The sequence below is a fragment of the Granulicella aggregans genome (genome assembly GCF_014203275.1).
Lineage (GTDB): Bacteria > Acidobacteriota > Terriglobia > Terriglobales > Acidobacteriaceae > Edaphobacter.
On sequence record NZ_JACHIP010000007.1, the window covers coordinates 28,651 to 45,267 of the forward strand.

A 16,617-nucleotide genomic window follows, 5' to 3' on the forward strand; every position below is an offset into this window, starting at 1 on the left:
GGTGGTGTCGCGAGATGCAACAGCCCCAAAACCCGCTTCGTTATTGCTTCGCGACGATATCCTGCACACCACCGACGAACCTTGCAGGATCGAACTCAGTCCGCAGAATCTCGTCCGGGCAGTCGGTCAGGATCGCGACGCGCCAGTTGCAGACGAACGCCACAAGCTGCTCTGGCTGTGCCGTCTTGATCTCCGAGCACATCGTCTCCGCATCATGGATCGCCTGCTCGCCTTCCACGTCAATCAGAACCAGGTCGTAATGCTTCGCCCAGAACATGTCCAGCCCCTCCACCGCAGACAACGTCGAGTCCACATCAAATCCCGAGAGCCGCAAGATCTGGTCACGCAGAGGTCGAAGCATCTCCCGCTTGCAGATATGCAGAATGGCGCGCTTATCGTTCGGTAAAACTACGGGAGTGCTTGTCGAATCTTCGTTGATTGCCATTGCGTCGGCCGGACCCATTTCCATCGCACCGTCAGTCGACAGTGGCGATCGATCAGTAGTTTTCTTCGATCATCCCATTCTACGGCGGTAGTCTTGTATCAAGCCAGACCATTCGATGACAGATCGTTCATCATGCCCAAAAACTCTGCCCCTGTCTGTCGCGTGAAAGACACACATCCAACCGTCTAAACTGGAACTATCGCCACCGTACCCAATCCGCGCATCTTTCTCTCCGCCGGTGAAGCCAGCGGCGACCACTACGGCGCGCAACTCATTGATGATCTAAAGCTGACAAACCCGGATTCCAGCTTCTTCGGCCTTGGCGGACGTGAGATGGAAGCCGCTGGTCAACACCGGATCGTTCGAGCCGAAGACGTTGCCCATATGGGCATCACGGAGGTCATCCGTCACGCTCCGTTCATCTACTCGCAGTACCGAAAATTGGTCAGCGCCATCCGACGCGAGAAACCCTCGGTGGCCATCCTGATCGACTTCCCCGACGTAAACTTCCGTCTTGCAAAGCATCTTCACCGCCTCGGCATCCCGGTCGTCTATCTCGTCAGTCCGCAGCTCTGGGCATGGAAACGCAGTCGGCTTCAATGGGTGCAGGAACGCGTCACCAAGATGCTCGTCATCTTTCCCTTTGAAGAGCCGTTCTACCGGAACCGAGGCGTAGACGCCGAGTTCATCGGCCACCCGCTCGCCGCGCTTCCCAAGCCCAGCGTTGCCCGCGAAGCCTATGCGGCCCACTACAAGCTCGACCCGTCCAAACCCTGGATCGCCTTGCTGCCCGGAAGCCGCTGGAAGGAGGTGACGGCGAATCTCCCGACGATGGTTCAGATGGCCAGCCATATTCCCTATCCCTGCGAGTACATTCTCCCCGTCGCCTCTACCATCGACCGCGCCCGTCTGCAGGAGTTCGTCAAGGGTTGGATCACCACCTCCACCTCGGCCCCGTTGCCCTATATTCACCTCGTGCCCGACGCACGTGAGGCGCTCTTCCATGCTCGCGCGTCGGTCGTCGCCAGCGGTACGGCGACGGTTCAGGCCGCAGTCATCGGCAACCCCTTCGTTGTCGTCTATCGTGTCTCTCCGCTCACCTTCGCGCTTGCTCGCAACCTCGTGAAGTACCCACCCGAGATTCCCGCCGACACCGACCGCTACGGCAACCTCCCTATCGCCATGGTCAACCTCATCGCCGGTCGCCGCATCGTCCCGGAGCTTCTCCAGCAGCAGTTCACGCCGGAGAACCTGGCCGCCGCCATCGCTCCCTTGCTGGCCGAGACCCCCGACCGCCGCCGGATGGTCGAAGACCTCGCCCAACTCCGCACCCAACTCCTGCCTGACCCCACCATTCAACCGATCAAGCGTGCGGCGGAGATCGTGGCTGATCTGCTCACACCGCCTAAATTGGAGGCTTCTCAAGGCGTTCCCGATCTCAATCGCTGAACCCACAAAGTTTTCTGCAATCTCCATCCCTCATTCGCAGCGTCTAAGGTATGAAGATATCGTTGGTTGTGAGGAACTTGACCCGCATGATCCGCATTTGCCGCTCTACCCTGGCGCACCTTTCGCTCTGCACCCTGCTGCTCTGCGCCGGCGTAACCTTCGCCGCACCTGTGCGCCCCCAGGTGCAGGCAACCGGATACGTCATCAATGCCACAGTCGATCCTGCTACGAACAAACTGACTGCCACGGTTGCGGTGACCCTGACAGCGCTCGAAGATGTCTCGCAGATCACGCTTGAACTGAATAACGGCCTGCAGATCACGAAACTCGTCGACGCTGCGCAGCACCAGCTCACGCCAGAGCGCTTGACCACGAACTCAACCGTCCGCATCCCGCTTACAACGCCCTTCGCCAAGGGCACAAGCACGACGCTCACCTTCGACTACTCTGGAACCCTCACGGGCTCCGACACCAGCCCCGTCGAAGGCATCAAGCTCGCCGCCATCGCCGATCCTGTCTCGATCCTGCTCTACGCCGGCCGCTGGTTCCCTCTTGCCACTCCCGGCCTGTTCACCAACCGCTTCACCGCGGAGATGCACATCCATGTGCCGTCAGACTACCGCGTCGTCGGCAGCACCACCACGGAGTCCAGCCCCAAGAGCATCCCCGGCAATCTCACCGAATACAACTTCAATTGGACCAAGCTAGGCTTCCCCGGCACGCTGATCATCGGAAAGTTCCTCGCTCCGATCTCGGCACCCGGCATCCCTAACGTCCGCATCTGGGTAACCGAGAAGCATAAGGCACCTGCAAGCGGATACGCCGAGACTGCAGCGGAGCAGTTCGAATATTTCAGCTCAGTCTTTGGTCAGCCCGAGTCCGGCCGCCTGAATATCGTCGAGCTTCCAGATGACGCCGTCTCCGCCGCCTGGGCACCCCAGATTGCTGCCATCGCCGGCAATCGCATCGGTGATAAGAACAGCCGCCGCCTCCTCGCCAACACCATCGCGCACCAGTGGTGGGGGTCTGAGGTCTCTCCGGCGACTCTGAACGACGCCTGGATCACCAATGGCATGTCGCGCTACTCCGAGTTGATGTATCTGGAGGAGACTGCAGGCAAAACATCCTTCCAAAGCGCGATCACGGACGAGTCCGCCGCCGCGCTGGCTTATGACACCGAACCACTCACCACGCTCGGCCGTCTCGACTACTTCTCCCCGCAGTTCCAGAACATGACGATCGAAAAAGGCGCCATGGTCTTTCACATGCTCCGCTGGGAGATGGGCGACGAGGTCTTCAAGAAGTTCCTTCGCGGCCTGCTCTCGCAGTACACCGACAAAGGCATCCGCAGCTCCAACATCGAGACGGTGGCCGAGGCCCAACTGACTCCCGCTAACGGAAGCGCTCCGAATCTACAGGCCTTCTTTGCCCAATGGCTGGATGGAACCGGCGCACCCCAGTTCCACAACAAGTTCACCGTGTATCGTCTGGGCAACAATAAGGGCTTCCGCACCGTCGGCTCCATCGACCAGGATCTCGACCTCTTCCGCATGCCCGTTGCCTTACGCATCGAGACCGACGGAAAGACCGAACTGCGCCGCGTCGATGTCTCCGGCAGCGAATCGCAATACACCATCGAGACCTTCGGCCGTCCACGCCGCATCAACATCGATCCCGACAACTGGCTGCTCAAGAGCACACCGGATCTCGCTGTCCGCGTCGCTGTTCTTCGCGGTCAGAACCAGGCTGCCCAGGGAGACCTGATGGCTGCGCTCGGCGAATATCAGAAGGCGCTCGACATCAACAAAACCAGCTCCCTCGCCAACTACCGTATCGGCGAGATATTCTTCACGCAGCGCAACTACCAGTCTTCGGCCAACTCATTCCGCGATGCCTTGCGAGGCGACGGCGATCCGAAGTGGGTCGAAGTCTGGAGCCACATTCAACTCGGCCGCATCTTTGACGTGACCGGCCAACGCGATCGCGCCGTCAACGAGTATCGCCTGGCCGTCCAAACCAACGACAATACGCAAGGTGCGGTCAACGAAGCTCGCGCCCTCATGCAGAAACCCTATCAACGTCCCCGCGAAGAGAACTGATATCCAATCTCGTCTCGCTAAGTAAGTGTCTGCGTAGGCTTCGAGCAACTAGTCCCGCTGACTCCCGGTAAACCTTCTCTCAAAGGAACAAAGAATGGCATCGCAAGTAGAAAGAGACTCCATCAAGGCCGCAGTGCTTGGATTTGGTCTGGCAGGTCGGGTCTTCCACGCTCCCTTCATTAGCGCAGTCCCCGGACTTCAACTCTCCTCCATCATGCAGCGCAAGGGCGACGAGGCCTCAAGGGCGTATCCCGATGTCACGATCCTTCGCAGCGTCGACGAAGTCCTCGCCTCCGATGCTCAGCTCGTCGTCGTGGGTACTCCCAATGAGACCCACTTCGATCTAGCCATGCGCTCCCTTGAGGCGGGCAAGCATGTGGTCGTCGACAAGCCTCTCGCCGCCACCAGCGCCGAAGCTGCAACGATGGCCAAGCTCGCAGCCGAAAAGGACCTCATCCTCGCTCCCTTCCACAATCGCCGCTGGGACGGTGACTTCCTCACCGTACGCGCTCTTCTAATGCAAGGTGCTCTCGGACGCCTGACCACGTTCGAATCGCACTTTGATCGCTTCCGCCCCATCCCGCGCGCGGGCACATGGAAAGAAGCGGCGCACCCTTCAAACGGCATGCTCTTCGATCTCGGCCCGCACCTCGTCGACCAGGTCCTCTGCCTCTTCGGGGTGCCCCAGGCGATCACCGCCAGTGTTCGCAGCGACCGCGACAACTCCGAAATCGAAGACGCCTTCGACATCACGCTGCATTACCCGCGCATGCTCGCCATCTGCCGAGCCACAATGATCGCCGCCGACCCTGGCCCGCGCTTCCAACTGCACGGAACCAAAGGCAGCTTCCGCAAGTACGGCCTTGATCCACAGGAGCCTGCCCTTGTCGCTGGCGCTAAAGTTCCCCGCCTCGGGAGCAACGGCAAACCGGAACCCGGCGACGACTGGCTCGGCGAAACCTCAACCCGATGGGGCAAGCTCTTCATCGCTCCGGACCCCGAAAAGCCCTCCGAGATCACAAACTACGAGGTCGAAACTGAATTGGGCGACTATCGCGGCTTCTATCTCAACGTGCGTGACGCAATCCGCGGTACAGGCAAACTCGCCGTAACACCCACCGATGGCTACCAGGTCATCCGCCTGCTCGAACTAGCCCGCGAAAGCAGCGAAACCGGCCGCACGCTGCCGGTGAAGTTTGAGCCTATTACGTAGTTTGTATCGCTTGCCGTAAGCCTCTTTGTTTGAAGGTTTTGAGAAAATGGCTTGCAGAAGAAAACGCCCAGTGGTCTGACCACTGGGCGTTTCTGTGTCCTTCCTGGTGAACAATTACTGCCCGTAAGTAGCCTTCGCGCCATGCTTGCGGAAGTAATGCCGATCAAGCAGAGCCTGCGAAACCCCATCAGCCTCGGGGTTGAGGAGGAGCGTCTTATAGGCCATCTTGGCCACTGCCTCCAGGACGACAGCGTTGTGCGCCGCATCATGCGCATCTTTACCCCACGCAAACGGAGCGTGTCCCGCCACCAGCACCGCCGGAATTGCCATTGGGTCAATTCCCTCGAATCGCTTCACGATCGCCACTCCGGTCTCGTGTACGTAGGCTCCGCCGATCGCTTGGTCGGACAGAACCGCCGTTACGGGCACCGGCCCATAAAAATAATCCGCATGAGTCGTGCCAAGCGCCGGAATCTCCATGCCCGCCTGCGCGAAGCTCGTCGCAAACTCCGAATGCGTATGCACCACTGCACCAATCTCCGCAAACTCACGGTAGAGCAAAGTATGCGTATCAAGATCCGACGACGGCTTCAGGTCGCCATCCACGATCTTTCCGTTGAGGTCTGTCACCACCATGTGTTCCGGCCGGAGATCGTCGTAATCCACGCCGGACGGCTTGATGACCACCAGTCCCTGCTCCCGATCCACACCCGAAGCATTGCCAAACGTGTACAGCACCAGTCCACGCTTCACCAGTTCCAGGTTCGCCTCAAGCACTTCGGTACGCAAATCTTTCAGCAGCATCGGTCCGTCTCCTGTACTCACTCGGCCCTGGGTTGGGCGGGTTGAGAAATCGTTTTCTCATACAGAATATCTCTTCCGTTTCTCATCCGTCGACATCCGCTTGATAAAGTAATTTCTATGAGTTCCGACGCATCGCTCCCTTCCGCAGATCTTCCTCTCGGCTTCCAGTGGGGAGCAGTTAAAGCTGGCATCAAAGTCAGTGGCAAGCTTGATCTCGCCGTCGCCCTTGCCCCCGGCGGAGCCAACGCCGCAGCGATGTTCACCCGTAACCGCGTTGTGGCTGCCCCGATCATCGTTGGCAGAAAGCACCTCGCCGCCACGGGTGGCCGAGTCTCCGCGATCCTCGTCAACTCCGGCAACGCCAACTGCATGACCGGAGAAGCTGGCATCGAGGCCTGTATTCAGACCTGCGTCGCCGCTGCTGAAGAGTTCCACTGCATCTTCGATGAGGTCTTCCCCTCCTCAACGGGGATCATCGGCGTCCCCTTCCCCGCCGAAAAGATCGTCGCTGCCCTGCCCTCTACATCCGACAAGATTGGGCCATCCGCTGCCCACGCCGAACTCTTCGCCAGCGCTATCCTCACCACCGACACGCGCATGAAGGTGGCACGCGCCATCGTCGGCATCGATGCAACCCACCCCGACTACGCTGGAATGGAATTCCGCATCTTCGGCGTCGCCAAGGGCGCGGGCATGATTCATCCCCAACTGGCCGCCGCCATGCCCCCCCACGCGACCATGCTGGTCTACCTCTTTACTGACCTTGACGCCACGCCCGCCGAGCTTGAACCTCTGCTCGCGCTCGCTGCGGAAGGCAGCTTCAACAGCATCTCCATCGACGGCGACACTTCCACCAACGACACCGTCCTTCTGCTCGCCAGCGGAGCCAGCGGCGTGAAGCTGGACGCCACCGGCAGTGGCCGCATCGGCGAGGCCTTTGCCAATGCCCTCGGCCTGGTCTGCAACTCGCTTGCTCACCAGATCGTCGACGACGGCGAAGGCGTCACCCACCTCGTCAACCTCCACATCACCGGAGCCGCGACAGAGACCGATGCCCGTCGTGTCGCCAAGGCCATCGCCCACTCGCCGCTGAACAAGACCGCATGGTCGAGCGGCGATCCCAACTGGGGCCGCCTGCTCGCTGCCGCCGGCTACTCCGGAGTTGACTTCGACCCGAACACCGTGACCGTCTGGATCGGCCCGCACCTCGTGCTTGCCAATGGCCTCCGTGTGCCTGAATTCGATGAAGCCGCCACCCACCAGACCATGCTCGAACGCGAGTACACCATCCGACTCGACCTGGGTGTCGGCACGGCGGAAACCAAGTTCCTCACCTGCGACCTCACCGCCGAATACGTCGCCATAAACGCCGACTACTCAAGCTAGGCGCTTGAGTAGTCGGTGTGAACTGCGATATCGCAGTACTCGCATCAGGACTAAATACCCGCTCCGCCCGATACAAAGATCGTCTCGCCGGTGATCCAGCGCGCATCCTCAGAAGCGAGGAAAACCGTGGGCAGAGCAATATCCGCCGGCAGACCAGTACGGCCAAGCGGGGTGGTTGCAATGGTCTGCTTCTCCATATCGCTGCCAATGATACCGAGACTCTCCGCGCCTTCGGTCACAACCATGCCGGGATTGATGGCATTGACGCGAATCTTGCGTGGCCCAAGCTCCTTGGCAAGCGACTTGGTGATGGTGTCGAGCGCTCCCTTGGTTCCCGAGTAAACCGAACCAAACGGCGGAGCAAGCGTGCTGACCACGGAACTGATATTGACGATACTGCCGCCGGTCTCAGGAAAGAGGGGCAGCGCATGTTTAGTGGCAAGAAAGACGCCAAGCACGTTCGTGTCGTACTGGCGGTGGTAGTCCTCCACTGTGATCTGTTCGACCGGCGAAAATGCGAAGACGCCCGCGTTGTTGATCAGGATATCGACCTTGCCGTAGGCTTCCTTGGTCTTCGCAAAGAGATTGATTACTTCGTCCTCTCTAGCAACGCTGCCGCCAATCGCGATGGCCTTGCCGCCGGCCTTGACGATCTCGTCGACGACCTTGTCAGCGCCCTCTTTGCTCGAAGCATAGTTCACAACCACTGAGGCTCCCTCAGCCGCCAGGTGTTTGGCAATCGACGCGCCGATGCCCTTCGATGCTCCAGTAACCACTGCAACTTTATCCGCAAGCTTCGCCATATGGTGCTTCCTCTTTCGTTTACTCGGACTCGCCATTTCGCGAGTCACCTAGTTGATGTGAGGCTATTCCCAACGATGCAGAATTCCGCTCCGACTCGCCGTTCACAGCGTGGAAATGATTCTCAAGGTGACGTTTCCCGCTGCACCTATTATCTTTATCAATAGCGCTATTAGAGGAACCCAACACCCATGTCGACCAAGCTCGAAGCACCTGACCAGACCGCTACCCAAATCGATCACTCTGCAGAAGTCTCCGAGTGGATTGAAGCCTTCGACGATGTCGTCGCAGCCGACTGGCAACACGGTGCCGAGCTCCTCGAAGCCCTCCGCCAACGAGCCCGCGAGGCTGGCGTGCCCACTCCCACCGAACTAACCACGCCGTATCGCAACACCATCCCCAAGCACGACGAAGTCCCGTACCCAGGCGACCGCGCCCTCGAGCGCCGCGTAGAAAGCCTCATCCGCTGGAACGCCATGGCCATGGTCCACGGCCAGAACAAGAAGGACGCCGGCATCGGCGGCCACATCTCGACCTACTCCTCGCTCGCGACGCTGCTCGAAGTCGGCTTCAACCACTTCTTCCACGCCAAGTACCCCTCGCCCACCGGCGGCCCGCAGCAGCCCGGAGACTTCATCTACTTCCAGGGCCACGCCTCGCCCGGCGTCTACGCCCGCGCCTTCCTCGAAGGCCGCTTCGACGAGTCCCGCCTCGGCAACTTCCGCCACGAACTCCGTGGCGAGCCTGGCCTCAGCTCCTACCCGCACCCGTGGCTGATGAAGGACTTCTGGAACTTCCCAACTGTATCGATGGGCATCGGCCCGCTCAATGCCATCTACCAGGCGCGCTTCATGAAGTACCTGGAGAATCGCGGCCTCATCGAAGCCACGCCGCGCAAGGTCTGGGCCTTCGTCGGAGACGGCGAGACCGACGAGGTCGACACCCTCGGTGCCATCTCGCTCGGCGCGCGCGAGAAGCTCGACAACCTCGTCTTCGTCGTCAACTGCAACCTGCAGCGTCTCGATGGCCCGGTCCGTGGCAACAAGCGCATCATTGACGAGCTCGAAGGCGTCTTCCACGGCGCGGGATGGAACGTCATCAAGGTCATCTGGGGCAGCGACTGGGACGCCCTCTTCGAGCGCGACCACACCGGCCTTCTCCTCCGCCGCATGGAAGAGTGCGTCGATGGCGACTTCCAGAACTTCAAAGCCAAGGACGGCGCGTATCTCCGCGAGCACTTCTTCGGCAAATATCCCGAGCTTCTCGAACTCGTCAAGGACATCTCCGACGATGACCTCGCCCGCCTGCACCGCGGCGGTCACGACCCGATCAAGATCTACAACGCCTACAAGCGTGCGCTAGAGCACAAGGGCAGCCCTACCGTCATCCTCGCCAAAACCGTGAAGGGCTACGGCCTCGGTTCCGCACAAGCTCGCAATGCCACGCACTCTGAGAAGAAGCTGGCTGACGACGCGCTCGCTGCCTTCGTGAAGCGCTTCGACATCCCGGTCCCCGAGGAAGCAGCCAAGGATGGGGCCTTCTATCGCCCGGCTCCGGACTCGCCAGAGATTGCGTACATGCAGAAGCGCCGTTCGGCACTCGGCGGCTACCTGCCCACCCGCGAGACCCCAAAGCTCGGATTTACCGCTCCCGGCCTCGACTACTTCAAGGAGTGGACGGCAGGCTCCGGCAAACGCGCCGTCTCCACCACCATGGGCTTCGTGAACATCCTTAAGCACCTGCTGAAAGATCCGACCCTTGGCAAGTTCGTCGTTCCGATCGTGCCCGACGAAGGCCGCACCTTCGGTCTTGAGTCCGTTATCCGTCAGGTCGGCATCTACGCGTCTGAAGGCCAGAAGTACACGCCGCACGATGCGGACATGCTTCTGTACTACCGCGAAGCCAAGGACGGCCAGATCCTCGAAGAGGGTATCACCGAGGCTGGTTCCATGGCCTCCTTCACCGCCGCTGGAACTGCGTACTCCAACTACGGTGTTCCGTCGATTCCCTTCTACATGTACTACTCCATGTTCGGCTTCCAGCGCATCGGAGACATGGTCTGGGCCTTCGCGGACTCGCGCGGCAAGGGCTTCCTCATGGGCGGAACCGCCGGTCGCACCACCATGCTCGGCGAAGGCCTTCAGCATCAGGACGGCCATTCGCTCGTGCTATCAAGCACCGTTCCCACCTGCGTCACCTTCGACCCCGCCTACGTCTTCGAACTGGCTATCGTGCTTCAGGACGGCATCCGCCGCATGTACCAGGAGGGCGAAGACGTCTTCTATTACGTCACCATGTACAACGAAGATTACGAACAGCCCGCGATGCCGGAAGGCGCGGCCGAGGGTGTTCTAAAGGGCCTTTACAAGTTCCGCGCCGCGACGAACGGTCCGGCACAGGCGCAGCTCTTCGGCAGCGGCCCTATTCTCAACGAAGTGCTCCGCGCGCAGACCATCCTCGCCGAGAAGTACAACATTCCCACGGACGTCTGGAGCGTTCCCAGCTACACGGAGGTCCGCCGCGAGGCACTCTCCGTCGAGCGCTGGAACCGCCTCCACCCCGCCTCTCCCGAGCGCAAGCCGTACCTTGTCGCGGCGCTCGAAGGCGCAGGCGGCCCCATCATCGCCGCCAGCGACTACATGAAGTCCATCCCGGACGCCCTTGCCCCGTGGCTGAACGTCACTAGCCAGCGACTCGTCACCCTTGGCACGGACGGCTTCGGCCGCTCCGACAACCGCGAACATCTCCGCCGCCACTTTGAGGTCTCTGCCGAAGCCATCGCCGGGGCCACCCTCTCAAAGCTTGCCCGTGACGGCAAGATCAAGCCCAAGAAGGCCCAGCAAGCGCTCGTCGAACTTAACCTCGACACCGAAGCTGCCGACCCAGCTCACGCATAAGGGTCGGCGCTTGCACAACCGATCGAGGAGAAACAATTGAAGTCCCCAAAGAAGAGTGGCGCTCCCGCAGTTGAAGTTCCATGGGAGAATCCCCTCATCCCGAATAAGCGCCTCCGCGAGCTCTACACGGCCATGGCAGAACTTCGCCTGCTCGAAGAGCACATCGCGACCATCCAGCGCCGTGCCAAGCCCTCGTCACGCCTGCAAGTCAATCCCGGCGAAGAAGCATGCCGGGTCAGCGCCGCTCTTTCGCTGCTGACAGACGACGTCACGAGTGACCCAGCTCCCGGCATCGCAACCCGTTTTCTTCGCGGCGGGAAGCTGGCGGGGATTCTACAAAGCGCGGAACTCGACGTCGATGCTACCCAGCCGGTCTCCACAGAGCTTCCCTTTGCGATAGACCCTGAGAGACGCCTGCTCCTCGCCATCGGCGCGGCCCTGGCACTCGCCTCAAAGAAGAAGGGGCAGCTCGTCCTGGCAAATATCTACCCAGGCGAACTCACGCTTCCCGAGTGGAAGCCCATCTTTCGCCTCGCCTCCGCGCACTCCGCGCCCATCCTCTTCGTCGCCCTGCCTGCATTCGGCAACTCGCCCAAACCTGGCAAGCTCGCTGAGCTCTCCACCTCCGCGAGCGTTCCTGGCATCCCCGTCGACGCTGTCGATGCTGTCGCCCTCTACCGCGTCGTGCAGGAGTCCATGGTCCGCGTGCGCGCCGGTGGCGGCCCCGTCCTCATGGAATGTGTTCCCTTCCAGCTTGCTGGACAAGATCCACAGTCCAGCGATCCCGTCCTTGCGATGCGTGCCTCGCTCGTCCACCGCCAGATCGCCGACGATGCCTGGTTCCATTCCATCGATACCCGCTTCACCGCCCGCCTCAAGGCCGTCAAGCTTTAGTCACGTTACCTGATTTAGACTTAGGGCTATCGAGGTGCAGGTGCGTACAGCATTTCTACTTGCCGTGGCGGGTATCGCTTCGGCTCTCTGTTCTCCGCTTTTAGCCCAATCGACAACCCCGTCACTCAATTTCAGTGCCAGAGTTCCCTTCGAATTGACGGAGGCAGCGATCATCCCTGCGCCCGGCCAGCAGGTTCAGTCCGTTCCCGCTCCTACACCCAATCAGGGACCAATACCTTCGCTCCCCGCCTATCTGCCGGTGCCGTTGCCTCCTGCGGAGCTTCCGCCGCCCACACCTCCGTCTCATCCTTTTCCCGAAATCAACGCCTACGATCCCGGCGTCCTCCTGGCGCTGCCGGACCGGTCCGGCTCGGTCTATATCCCCGTCGACAACTGGATCTACCCCGAACTTGTCCGCCTGTACGAACTCGGCTATGCGGACACACTCTCGCTCGGTTTGCGCCCATGGACCCGCCGCTCCGTTCTCCACGTCCTAGAAAAGTCGCAGGCCGAGATCCTCAACGGCGACAGCGAGGAGGCTAAAGGCATCTTCGCGACGCTGGTCGACGAGTTAGACACGGAGCGCGAGACCGGACACGCCGCGCGCCCCATCGTCTACGGCACGGAGTCCGTCTACACGCGCCTGATGGGCATCTCCGGCACGCCGCTGCGCGACAGCTTCCACCTCGGTCAGACCATCAGCAACGACTACGGCCGCCCCTACGAACACGGCTTCAACGCCATTGCCGGATTCTCCACGCTAGCTGAAGCGGGCCGATTCTCGCTCTACGTTCGGGCCGAGTACGAACATGCTCCCTCAGCAACTGGGTACTCGCTTGCCTTGGCTAACCAACTCTCCCTCGGCGACATCATCGGACCCTACCAGGCCCCGAACGCTCCGCAGGCCACCATTCCCGCCGGCCCCATCTCCGCCCAGAATCCCTTTCGCATCGTCGAAGCGAACCTGTCGTATCACGTGCTCAGCCACGAGATCTCCTTCGGCAAGTCCGACGCCTGGCTCGGTCCCGCCGCCGGTGCTTCCATGGCCTGGTCGAACAACGCCGAAGACATCTACTCCTTCCGCATCAATCGCATCGAGCCCCTTCGGATTCCTCTGCTCTCACGAATCACCGGGCCTTTCCGTTACGACTTCTTTTACGGCAGCCTCAAGGGTCACACCGCCCCCAACAGCCCCTACGTCCACTCAGAATCACTCAGCTTCCAGCCCACCGGCAACCTTCAAATCGGTTTCCAACGCACCATCATCTTCGGCGGCAAAGACCATGCCCCGGTCACGCTTCACACCTTCCTGAAGGGCTTCTTCAGCACGGCAAATACCACCGCTGCTGAGAAATTCTCACGGGCCGACCCTGGCGCGCGCTTCAGCTCCTTCAATCTCAGCTATCGCCTGCCATACCTGCGCCACTACGCAACCTTCTACGTTGACTCCAACGTCCACGACGACGTCTCGCCCATCGATGCTCCCCGCCGCGCTGCCTTCCGGACTGGCATCGACCTCTCCCAGTTCCCCCGCATCCCGAAGCTTGAACTCCGCGTCGAAGCCGTCTCCACCGACCCCCGCATCACTCAAAGCCAGCAAGGTGGATTCTTCTACTACGAGACCGTTCAGAAGCAGGGCTACACCAACAAGGGTCTCTTGCTCGGCGACTCCATCGGTCGCGAGGCCAAGGGCGGCCAGGCGTGGCTCACCTATCACCTCGCCCCCAAAGAGTGGATCCAGCTTGAATATTTGAACAAGAAGATACCCAATGACTTCGTGGGAGGCACCACCCAGAACCAGTTCAAAGCCTCGGTCGTGAAGCGCTTCCACCAGGACATCGAACTCAATGCTTACGTCCAGTACGAAGCTTGGAAAGCACCTATCTACAAGACTGGAAGACAATCAGATACCACCGCCGCGGCCCAGGTCACCTGGTTCCCCAAATTGCACTCCACCACGCTCAATAAATAACCGATAGACCTGCGTAGGTGTCCGATCTTCGCACCGCACCAAAGTGTCACGGCGGCTTTGACGTTCTCGCGCCATACTGTCTGGAACGAAGATGCGACCCGTGAAGACTAGCCTCTGTATAGCTGCCTGTGCGCTTTGCTTCTATCTCAGCGTGCCAGGACTGTGCGCGCAGATCGCGCCTCCCAACTCCAAGACCGGCAAGCCTGCTGTGACTGATCCCACGCGGATGCCCGATCTGATAGAAAGCCACGGTCGCATCAGCCTACCTGCACCTGCAAAGCCGTTTCCGCTTGGAGAGGACACCGCACTCTCCCTGACCCTCAAAGGTCCATCCCCACTTCACATCTTCACCTCTCAGAGCACCGTCGATGCAAAGGGCGTATTGTCGTCGAGGATCGAGGGCGGAGATGCGGAGGTTACGCTTCAGCGGACGGCCGAAGGGCAAACTTTCTTCAACATTGTTCCGCAGCGACCTGGCAAGTTAAGAGTCTCGGTGGACGTCTCCTTTTCGGATGGCGGCTTGGAACAGGCATCCGCCATCGTAGACGTGGTCGCGACTAAACCGCCGACCCGCCTGAACGCGGGATTTGCTCTTGGCGGTATCGGACGGATGAGACTCGATCTATCCGAGTACGGGCGGCGGGAGTTTCTAAGGATCAGCGCGACGTACGTTGGGATCAAGAATCCACTGCCCATAGACATAGCCCAGGCGCAGTTCAAGGTCACGATGCCCGGCGGACCGCCGCCAATAGCCTTCGATCCGAAGACGTTGGAGGTCAAGGCACTCCGGACTGGCCATGCGCTCATTGAGGCGCTTTACGCTGGGCTCTCGCTCAAAACCTGCATTCAGGTTCGCGAAAGCCGTGAGGGATACGACCGGTCTGATTGCAGCGAGCTATCAGCGGATCATGACAGACCGGCTCCAACCGCTGGCGGGAGCCCGTCAGCCTACGAGTCCCGACTTCCCTACGAAGCGAATGACAATCGTATCGGGCGATTTCTCGCGGACGACCGGGTCGAAGTCGTCCCGCCGAGCAAGCCGTTGCACATCGCAATGGACAATCCAGTTACCCTCCGCTTGAACGGACCGGCGGCGGTGCGGATTGATTGCCATCCTTCGTCGAACAGCAACCCATGTGAAGCGTGGAAGGGGGAATGGTCACGCACAGGCATGCCATTCAAGCAGAACGATGACGGCACGGTCGCGCTGAATCTCTTCCCCATGAACTTCGGCACAAACGAGTTCACCTTCTCCGTTCTCTTCGTCGATGGGGGCGTAGCTCTCAAGAAAATGACTGCGGAGGTGGATTCCGGCAACGTAAAGCCGATCTCCATCGGTCAACCTTGTGCTGCCGAAAGCACCGATGCCGATCTTCCGCTGGCGCTGGTGCCACCGAAGGACGGTCACGAAGTCTTCCCAGGTAAGAGCACGCTCTCCACATACGCCTGCTACAGCGGTGTCCGCACCTCGGTCAGCGTCCCAACCACAGCTGTGAAGTATCAAATTAGGAGCGAGGGCAAAGAAGCCCCGATCGAGTTCGATGCCTCAACCGGCACGGTTAAGGCGATCCGATCCGGCCAGGCGCTCGTTCAGCGGAGCTTCGCGGGACTGACCAGCACGACGTGTGTTGTCGTAGCCCCGATGGAGGACCCGGAAGCGTCGAACTGCCGCCATCTGCGTGCAAAGTACGGAGTTCCACTGCCACAGCTAAAGGCGAAGGTCCTTCCGCCGGAGACAGAGGATGAGCCGGAACGCCCCGCAGCGGGCAGACCTGGAAGTATTGGCGTCATCCAGTTGGGATCCGGGAAGACGCCGCCGATTCCGGTTATCAGTGCCCTGGCTGGTGCCAGGCTCTCGCCGAATGTCCGCGACCGTTTCAACGCGGATGCGCGCTTGACTTTTGCCATGGCGGGTTTAGCAGTGGAACTCGGTCAACCCACCAACCTCCCTGTCCGCTTCACCGGCCCTGCAGTCCTCTCAGTCAAGATCCAGCAGGAACTGATCCGCTACTCCGCAAAGTTTGGCGCTCTTCCGTATGAAGAGTCCGCGTACATGGAAGAGCGCAACGCAAACCGGATCGGACGCAACCCTGATGGGAGCACCTATCTCCACATCGTGCCGCTGCGGACAGGAACGGCCGAGTTCCACATATCGGTGTTATTTGTGGACGGTGGCGTTGCTACCCGCATCGTCCGTTTGCCGGTGAAACTGGCCGCCAGCCCGCAGCCGCGCCTCGTCAACGGGCTCGAAGACACGATGCGCGGCACACAGTTCGAGGCTACGACGCTGCACCTGGCCGCTGCTCCGCCCGGCACCCGCAATCTATTCCCCTTCCTCTACTTCGAGGGCACAAGAAGCTCGATTTCACTCAGCCCTGGCGAAGTCGAATTTTCCCTAAAAGACACCAACGCCAAACCTATAGTCCACCTTGAACCAAACACAGGGAAGGTGACTGCTCTGCGAGCGGGGCACACCCTGGTCAAGACCCGCTACGCCGGCATCGAGACTGAGACTTGCGTCGTCGTCGTGGATGACATAACGGCGGGAGACGCATCGACCTGCCGGGAGCTTCGCGATCCAGCACTGTCGACCAGACCGTAAAAGCTGTACTCGTTTCAGTGTTTAAAAGGCAACTTCGGATGTCTAACGAAATCAG

General features: G+C 60.4%; 11 protein-coding genes. 8 read left to right on the forward strand and 3 right to left on the reverse strand.

The window, feature by feature from the left end; genetic code table 11:
- Positions 1-40: 40 nt before the first annotated feature.
- On the reverse strand, positions 41-469 hold the full coding sequence (locus HDF16_RS21580; protein ID WP_246409616.1) for a hypothetical protein: 429 nt from the start codon (positions 467-469) through the stop codon (positions 41-43).
- Between the two features lie 198 nt (positions 470-667).
- Between HDF16_RS21580 and lpxB the strand changes: the two genes are divergently transcribed.
- From lpxB to HDF16_RS21595, 3 genes are all read left to right on the forward strand, one after another.
- Positions 668-1,894, forward strand: a complete 1,227-nt coding sequence (gene lpxB / locus HDF16_RS21585) for a lipid-A-disaccharide synthase (protein WP_348641393.1) — start codon at positions 668-670, stop codon at positions 1,892-1,894.
- Positions 1,895-1,980: 86 nt separating this feature from the next.
- On the forward strand, positions 1,981-3,993 hold the full coding sequence (locus HDF16_RS21590) for a M1 family aminopeptidase (protein ID WP_184221528.1): 2,013 nt from the start codon (positions 1,981-1,983) through the stop codon (positions 3,991-3,993).
- 94 nt (positions 3,994-4,087) lie between these two features.
- On the forward strand, positions 4,088-5,206 hold the full coding sequence (locus HDF16_RS21595) for a Gfo/Idh/MocA family oxidoreductase (protein ID WP_184221530.1): 1,119 nt from the start codon (positions 4,088-4,090) through the stop codon (positions 5,204-5,206).
- A gap of 114 nt (positions 5,207-5,320) precedes the next feature.
- On the opposite strand, the gene HDF16_RS21600 is transcribed toward HDF16_RS21595, so the two are convergent.
- The gene (locus tag HDF16_RS21600) at positions 5,321-6,010 is read right to left on the reverse strand and encodes an L-ribulose-5-phosphate 4-epimerase (RefSeq protein ID WP_221312993.1); all 690 of its coding nucleotides are present in this window, start codon (positions 6,008-6,010) and stop codon (positions 5,321-5,323) included.
- Between the two features lie 117 nt (positions 6,011-6,127).
- On the opposite strand from HDF16_RS21600, the gene argJ reads away from it, so the two are divergent.
- On the forward strand, positions 6,128-7,396 hold the full coding sequence (argJ, locus tag HDF16_RS21605; RefSeq protein ID WP_184221532.1) for a bifunctional glutamate N-acetyltransferase/amino-acid acetyltransferase ArgJ: 1,269 nt from the start codon (positions 6,128-6,130) through the stop codon (positions 7,394-7,396).
- A 50-nt stretch (positions 7,397-7,446) separates the two neighbouring features.
- Here the strand turns inward: argJ and HDF16_RS21610 are convergent, their stop codons facing one another.
- A complete protein-coding gene (locus HDF16_RS21610) occupies positions 7,447-8,199 on the reverse strand; it encodes an SDR family NAD(P)-dependent oxidoreductase (RefSeq protein WP_184221534.1) in 753 nt (250 codons plus the stop codon).
- 189 nt (positions 8,200-8,388) lie between these two features.
- Between HDF16_RS21610 and aceE the strand changes: the two genes are divergently transcribed.
- From aceE to HDF16_RS21630, 4 genes are all read left to right on the forward strand, one after another.
- Positions 8,389-11,094 (forward strand): pyruvate dehydrogenase (acetyl-transferring), homodimeric type, encoded by a 2,706-nt coding sequence (gene aceE, locus HDF16_RS21615; RefSeq protein ID WP_184221536.1) that lies wholly within the window; start codon positions 8,389-8,391, stop codon positions 11,092-11,094.
- Positions 11,095-11,130: 36 nt separating this feature from the next.
- The gene (locus HDF16_RS21620) at positions 11,131-11,988 is read left to right on the forward strand and encodes a thiamine pyrophosphate-dependent enzyme (RefSeq protein ID WP_184221538.1); all 858 of its coding nucleotides are present in this window, start codon (positions 11,131-11,133) and stop codon (positions 11,986-11,988) included.
- 40 nt (positions 11,989-12,028) lie between these two features.
- Entirely contained in the window at positions 12,029-13,960 is a 1,932-nt protein-coding gene (locus HDF16_RS21625) for a capsule assembly Wzi family protein (protein WP_348641386.1), read from the forward strand.
- A gap of 91 nt (positions 13,961-14,051) precedes the next feature.
- Positions 14,052-16,562: a hypothetical protein gene (locus tag HDF16_RS21630; RefSeq protein WP_432432261.1), complete on the forward strand. Its 2,511-nt coding sequence runs from the start codon at positions 14,052-14,054 to the stop codon at positions 16,560-16,562.
- Positions 16,563-16,617 lie beyond the last annotated feature (55 nt).